A 5545-nucleotide genomic window follows, 5' to 3' on the forward strand; every position below is an offset into this window, starting at 1 on the left:
GCCGCGCCCGCCCCCCAGCTGCCGGGGGGGGGGGGGCCCCGCGGGCGGGCCGCGCCCCCCCCCCCCCGCGAGCAAGCCGATCGCGGCGAGGATGGCCGTGAGGGCCAGGCCGACGGGCAGCAGCGCGGCGACGACCGCGCCGAAGGCCACCAGCAGGATGCCGAGGGTGACCGGGATGGACAGCATCGACAGCCGGCTCAGCCCCTCGTCGAGCGAGTCCCCGATGAGCTTGTCGCCGCTGGCGTCGCCGGCCTGGGCGACGTGGACGCCCGGGTGCCGGCTCTGCACGCCGGCGACGACGTCGAGCAGCGGCTCCACCCGGTCCTTGGCGGTGTCCGGATCCCCGGTCATGGTGAAGGTGACGAGCGTGGCCTGCCCGTCCGGTGACGTGAGCGGCTTGGCGACCTCTCCGACCTCGGGCCGCCCGGTGAGCGACCGCGTGACGTCGGCAACGGCCGCGTTCCGGTCGGCGCCCTTGACGAGGACCATCTCCCCCGCCGGCTGGACCGGGAAGCCGGCCTGCTCGACGATGAGCGACGCCCGCCCGGACTCCCCGTGACCCTGGTCGGAGTCCGTGGCCTCACGGGTGCCGATCTGTCCGCTGAGGACGGTGACGCCGACGACAAAGACGATCCAGCCGATGATGGCGAGAGTGCGGTGCCGGGCACTCCACATCGCGGCCCGGGCCGCGAATCCGGTGACATTCTCCCTGTGCTTCATGGTTGTTGACGCTAGGGAGCGCGGACCGGCCGATCGATCCGGTGAGCAGGCCGGTCGGGGGTAGGGCTAGCCCTACGCCTCAGGACTGGAGGTAGGTCAGCACGGCCAGGACCCGGCGGTGTTGTTCCTCGTCCGGCGGCAGGTCCAGCTTCGTGAAGATGTTGCGCACGTGCTTCTCCACCGCGCCCTCGGTCACCACCATCTTGCGGGCGATCGCCGTGTTCGAGCGGCCCTCGGCCATCAGGCCCAGCACCTCGCGCTCGCGCGGGGTGATATTGCGCAGCGGGTCGTCACGGCGGCGGCGCACCAGCAGCTGGCCGACGACCTCCGGGTCCAGCACCGTGCCGCCGCCGGCCACCCGGCGCAGCGCGTCGAGGAACTCGGCGACCTCGGAGACGCGGTCCTTGAGCAGGTAGCCGATCGCCCCGGTGCGGTCGGCCAGCAGGTCGTCGGCGTACTCGACCTCGACGTACTGGGACAGCACCAGCACCGGGCTGCCCGGCACCTTCTTGCGCGCCTCGACCGCCGCGCGCAGCCCCTCGTCGGTGTGCGACGGCGGCATCCGTACGTCCACGATGGACACCTCGGGCCGGTGCTCGACGATCGCCTCGACCAACGACGGACCGTCGCCGACAGCCGCGACGACAGTGTGCCCGTTCTCCTCCACCAGCCGGATCAGACCCTCGCGCAACAGCACGGCATCGTCGGCAATCACCACCCGCATGCCGACGAGCCTATGCGCTGCGCCCCCGTCAGAGGGGGAGGGCGACTGTCAGGGTCGTGCCACCACCGGCCGGGCTCTCCAGGCTCATCACGCCGCCGGCCGCCTCGACCCGGTCCGACAGGCCGGCCAGACCGTGCCCCTTGGCCAGGCTCGCTCCCCCGACACCGTCGTCCGCGACCGTGATCAACAGCCCGGTCGACGCCCGCCGGACGCTCACCTGGACCTCACCGGCGTAGCTGTGCTTGGCGACGTTGGTGAGCGCCTCCGCGACCACGAAGTACGCCGTCGTCTCCAGCGCCGCATCGAGCCGGGCGATCGGGGGTGCGTCCAGGTCGACCGGGATGGTGCTGCGGCCGGCCAGCGCGGTCAGGGCCGCCTGCAGGCCCCGGTCGACCAGGATCGGCGGGGCGATGCCGCGGGAGAGCGCCCGCAGCTCGTCCAGGGTCTCCCGGGTCTGGGTCAGCGCCTCGGCGACGGTGGCCTTGGCGGCCTCCGGGTCGGTGCTGAACTGCTGCTGGGCCCGGCCCAGATCCATGGCCAGCCGGACCAGCCGCTGCTGGGGGCCGTCGTGGATGTCGCGCTCGAGCCGGCGCAGCGCGGTCGCCTCGGCGGAGACAGCCGCCGCCTTCTGCGCCTGCGCGGTGTCCCGGGCCGCCTCGGCCGAGGCCACCTGCTCGCGCAACTCGTTGACCCCGCTGAGCAGGCCCCGGGCGAAGCCCGCCTCCAGCATGGCCAGGCCGCGGATCACCGGCAGCAGGGTGCCGGCGAAGAAGAAGCCGAGCGCCATGTGGAAGGCGATCCGGGTGGAGTAGTGGCTACCGAGGCCGAGCAGCTCCGGCAGATCCTGGTTGTCCGGGCCACGGGGGATGGACCAGTCCCACAGCGGGAAGGTCAGACCGGCGAGCGCGCCGACCCACCAGACGATCGCGAAGGCGAAGGAGATGGTGCTGGGGATGAACCGGAACATGCCGTGCACCAGGTCGAGCCACGACTGCCCGTCACTGAGCGGGGTCAGCGCCCGGCCGGCGATGCTGGCGTCGGGTGCGGCCCGCTTGTACGCCGGGTGCGGCAGCCGGCGGCCGAGGATCGGGACCATGCGGGCGCGTTCCAGGGTGGCGAAGCCGCGGGCCAGCATGATCGTGCCGACCAGGGCGGGCACGCCGACCCAGATGATCGCCGCCCCGATGCCGAAGAAGAAGCCGACCATGCACAGGACCAGCGTGACGAGGCCGAGCGGGAACCCGACCAGGATGTAGAGGGTGTCCTGGCCGAGCCGGCGCAGGAGGCGCTGGGCCAGACCCGGGGCGTACTCGGCGGGGGCGGAGGTGGTGGTCATACCGTTGACGCTAGGCACTCGATGCCTCCCGTCCGATCCCGCTGACCGCCCAGTCGACAGTAGGGTTAACCCGACCCTCTCTCAACCCTTTTGCCCGGCAGCCGGTCAGGCTTTGCGGCGAGGGGCGGCCGAGCGGGGTGGTGCCGTACGCATCCGGTCGCGCACCCGGCCCAGGATCTCGGTGATCGCGGTGATGTCCGCGCGGTCCAGCGAGGTGAGCAGCAGCCGCTGGACCACCTCGATGTGACCGGGCATGACCTGGCCCAGCCGTTCGCGTCCGGCCTCGGTCAACGTCACCATGACGCTGCGCTCGTCGTCCTCGGCCGGTGAGCGGCTGATCAGTCCGGCCTTCTCCAGCTGTCCGGCCTGGTAGGTCAGTCCGCTGCGGCTGTAGACCATGCCGTCTGCCACGTCGGTCATCCGCAGCCGGCCGCCCGGGGCGTCGTTGAGCCGGGCCAGGATCCCGAACTGCGGGCCGGTGAGCCCGCCGTCCACCCGCAGCTGCTGCTCGACGGCGTGGTCGAGCAGGCTGCTGACCTCCTTGAGCGTCAGGTACGCCCGGAGCTGTTCCGCATCCAGCGAGGTGGCATCTGTCACTCCGTCATCATAGCGGTTGCTTCGAATTCGAAGCGTGCTAGCGATCACCGTGGCCGACGCTGCAGCCGTGCCCGCCGTCGCACTGACCGGCTGGCAGGGCCTGTTCGAGCACGCCGGGTTGCAGGCCGGCCAGCGCCTCCTGATCAACGGCTCGGGCGGCGGCGTAGGCGGTTACGCCGTGCAGTTCGCCGCGCAGGCCGGCGCCACGGTGGTCGCCACCGCCAGCCCGCGCAGCACGCAGGCCGTACGCGCCGCGGGCGCCCACCAAATCGTCGACTACACCGCCACCCCGGTGACCGACGCGATCGACGAGCCCGTGGACGCGGTGTTCAACCTCGTGTACGCCGACGAGCCGGCGATGGCCGCGCTGGTCACCCTGATCAAGCCCGGTGGCACGCTCACGGTCGACATCTCCGGGCGCTACCCGCTGGCCGAGCTCGCCGAGGTGCACGAGCGGGACGCCGCCGGTGACCTCCGCGGCAAGATCGTCATTACCGCTTGATACCGTATCCTTCCCTATGACAGCGACAATGGGGTGCTATGGGGAACGATATGTACTCGGTCGAGCAGGTGGCCGAGCGGCTGGGACTGCACGTGCGCACGGTCCGCAACTACGTCCGGGACGGCCGGCTCAAGGCCGTCAAGATCGGTAAGCAGTACCGGATCGCCGGCGCGGACCTCGACGCCCTGATCGGCGAGCCGGCCCCGGCCGCCGCGACCGGACATGTCGAGGTGTCAAGCATCGTGCAGATCGACGGCCTGGCGCCGGGAGCGGCCGACCGGCTCAGCACCCTGCTCACGGCCGGCGCCCAGGCACCCCATGACACCCCCGAGCCGCTGCGCGTGCAGACCATCTACGACAGGGGACGATCCCGGATGAAAATCGTGATCCTCGGCGGCCCGGCCGAGACCGCCGACATCCTCCAGTTGCTCGACGGGCTGCTCGGGGCGGACAACGGCCTGTTCGCGCCGGGAGCCGGGCGATGACCGACCGGCTGGAGCAGCGCAACGGCGTACCGGTGCTGGTCTGCGCCGCGGACGGCCCGGCGGTGGCCACCGAGCAGGACGCCCTCGATCTGATCGGCGCGACCTACGCCGGCGCCGTGGTGGTCGCGCTGCCGGCCGGCCGGCTGCCGGAGCGGTTCTTCACCCTCAGCACCGGGCTGGCCGGCGCGATCATGCAGAAGTTCGTCAACTACCGGGTCCGGCTGGCCGTGGTCGGCGACATCTCGGCCCACCTGGCGGCGAGCTCGGCCCTGCGGGCCCTGGTCCACGAGTCGAACCGCGGCGGGCAGATCTGGTTCGTCGCCGACCTCGCCGAGCTGGACGCCCATCTGACCCCGGTTCCCGGCCCGCCCGGCCAGTAGTTCGGCGAGATGGATCTGCGCCGGCTGTCCGACGACCTCGAGACGGTCTCCCAGCGGTACGCCGAGACGTTCGGCATCCGCCGGGACGCCACCTGGTTCCTGCTCGAACTGCAGGAGGAGGTCGGCGAGCTCACCCGGCACCACGAGGTCGACCTGCCCGCCGAGATCGACCGCAAGTGGCTCTCCCGGCTGCGCTGATCCCGCGCGGGCCGAGCGCCGGCCGAGTCAAATTCCCGGAACGCCTCAGTGACCGGAACGGGTGTGCCGAACAGTCCTGCAGATTCTCTTGAATGGCAGGAGGTGCCGCCGTGCCGACCGTGCTCATCGTCGATGATGACGCCGACCACCGTGAGCTCATCTCGCTCGCGCTGGCCCGGCTCGGTCATGAGGTCGTGGAGGCCGTCGACGCCGCGTCCGCGCGGCAGGAGCTGGACGCCGGCGGGATCGACGCCGTGCTGCTCGACGTGCGGATGCCCGGTTCCTCCGGCATCGAGCTGTGCCGCCTGCTGCGCTCCGAGCCGGCGACCGCCGACCTGCCGATCATGCTGATCAGCGCCGACGTCAACAACCACCGCATCCTGGCCGCGATGGACGCGGGTGCCGACGACTACCTGACCAAGCCGTACCTCCGGGCCGAGCTGCTCAACCGGGTGGAACTGCTGCTGGCCCGGCGGGGCACGACGGCGACCAAGCCGTCGACCGCGGCCACCGCGGCGCTGCTCGCGGCCCGGCCGGTTCGCCCCGGACCGGATGATCAAGATCGGCCAGGAGCACCTGACCCGGCTCCAGCAGCGCAAGGCC

The 5545-nt window shown here is 71.9% G+C and carries 9 protein-coding genes; 5 read left to right on the forward strand and 4 right to left on the reverse strand.

What is annotated here, in order from left to right; genetic code table 11:
- The 4 genes from AB0C29_RS11385 to AB0C29_RS11400 all read right to left on the reverse strand — a co-directional run.
- A partial coding sequence (locus AB0C29_RS11385; RefSeq protein ID WP_360818596.1) for an MMPL family transporter occupies positions 1 to 720 on the reverse strand: 720 nt, incomplete at its 3' end.
- A gap of 79 nt (positions 721 to 799) precedes the next feature.
- Positions 800 to 1444 (reverse strand): response regulator transcription factor, encoded by a 645-nt coding sequence (locus AB0C29_RS11390; protein WP_360818598.1) that lies wholly within the window; start codon positions 1442 to 1444, stop codon positions 800 to 802.
- 28 nt (positions 1445 to 1472) lie between these two features.
- Positions 1473 to 2780: a sensor histidine kinase gene (locus tag AB0C29_RS11395; RefSeq protein ID WP_360818601.1), complete on the reverse strand. Its 1308-nt coding sequence runs from the start codon at positions 2778 to 2780 to the stop codon at positions 1473 to 1475.
- 105 nt (positions 2781 to 2885) lie between these two features.
- Positions 2886 to 3377: a MarR family transcriptional regulator gene (locus AB0C29_RS11400; RefSeq protein WP_360818604.1), complete on the reverse strand. Its 492-nt coding sequence runs from the start codon at positions 3375 to 3377 to the stop codon at positions 2886 to 2888.
- A 67-nt stretch (positions 3378 to 3444) separates the two neighbouring features.
- On the opposite strand from AB0C29_RS11400, the gene AB0C29_RS11405 reads away from it, so the two are divergent.
- The 5 genes from AB0C29_RS11405 to AB0C29_RS11425 all read left to right on the forward strand — a co-directional run.
- Positions 3445 to 3879, forward strand: coding sequence for a zinc-binding dehydrogenase (locus AB0C29_RS11405; RefSeq protein ID WP_360818607.1), 435 nt, complete (start codon positions 3445 to 3447; stop codon positions 3877 to 3879).
- Positions 3880 to 3917: 38 nt separating this feature from the next.
- Positions 3918 to 4364 carry a helix-turn-helix domain-containing protein gene (locus tag AB0C29_RS11410; protein WP_360818610.1) on the forward strand — a complete coding sequence of 149 codons (447 nt, stop codon included), beginning with the start codon at positions 3918 to 3920 and terminating at the stop codon, positions 4362 to 4364.
- On the forward strand, positions 4361 to 4744 hold the full coding sequence (locus AB0C29_RS11415; RefSeq protein WP_360818613.1) for a DUF4180 domain-containing protein: 384 nt from the start codon (positions 4361 to 4363) through the stop codon (positions 4742 to 4744). The genes AB0C29_RS11410 and AB0C29_RS11415 overlap by 4 nt, the downstream gene beginning before the upstream one ends.
- Positions 4745 to 4753: 9 nt before the next feature.
- Positions 4754 to 4942 carry a hypothetical protein gene (locus tag AB0C29_RS11420; RefSeq protein ID WP_360818615.1) on the forward strand — a complete coding sequence of 63 codons (189 nt, stop codon included), beginning with the start codon at positions 4754 to 4756 and terminating at the stop codon, positions 4940 to 4942.
- 110 nt (positions 4943 to 5052) lie between these two features.
- On the forward strand, positions 5053 to 5545 hold a 493-nt coding region (locus AB0C29_RS11425; protein WP_360818618.1), incomplete at its 3' end, for a response regulator.

It is taken from the genome of Actinoplanes sp. NPDC048791, from assembly GCF_040650095.1.
In the GTDB taxonomy this organism is placed as follows: domain Bacteria; phylum Actinomycetota; class Actinomycetes; order Mycobacteriales; family Micromonosporaceae; genus Actinoplanes.

What these genes read in the sequence shown, in the direction of transcription:
- AB0C29_RS11390 (WP_360818598.1), bottom strand. Translation starts at nt 1,444, where the DNA reads ATGCGGGTGGTGATTGCCGACGATGCCGTGCTGTTGCGCGAGGGTCTG.
- AB0C29_RS11395 (WP_360818601.1), bottom strand. Translation starts at nt 2,780, where the DNA reads ATGACCACCACCTCCGCCCCCGCCGAGTACGCCCCGGGTCTGGCCCAG.
- AB0C29_RS11410 (WP_360818610.1), top strand. Translation starts at nt 3,918, where the DNA reads ATGGGGAACGATATGTACTCGGTCGAGCAGGTGGCCGAGCGGCTGGGA.
- AB0C29_RS11415 (WP_360818613.1), top strand. Translation starts at nt 4,361, where the DNA reads ATGACCGACCGGCTGGAGCAGCGCAACGGCGTACCGGTGCTGGTCTGC.
- AB0C29_RS11420 (WP_360818615.1), top strand. Translation starts at nt 4,754, where the DNA reads ATGGATCTGCGCCGGCTGTCCGACGACCTCGAGACGGTCTCCCAGCGG.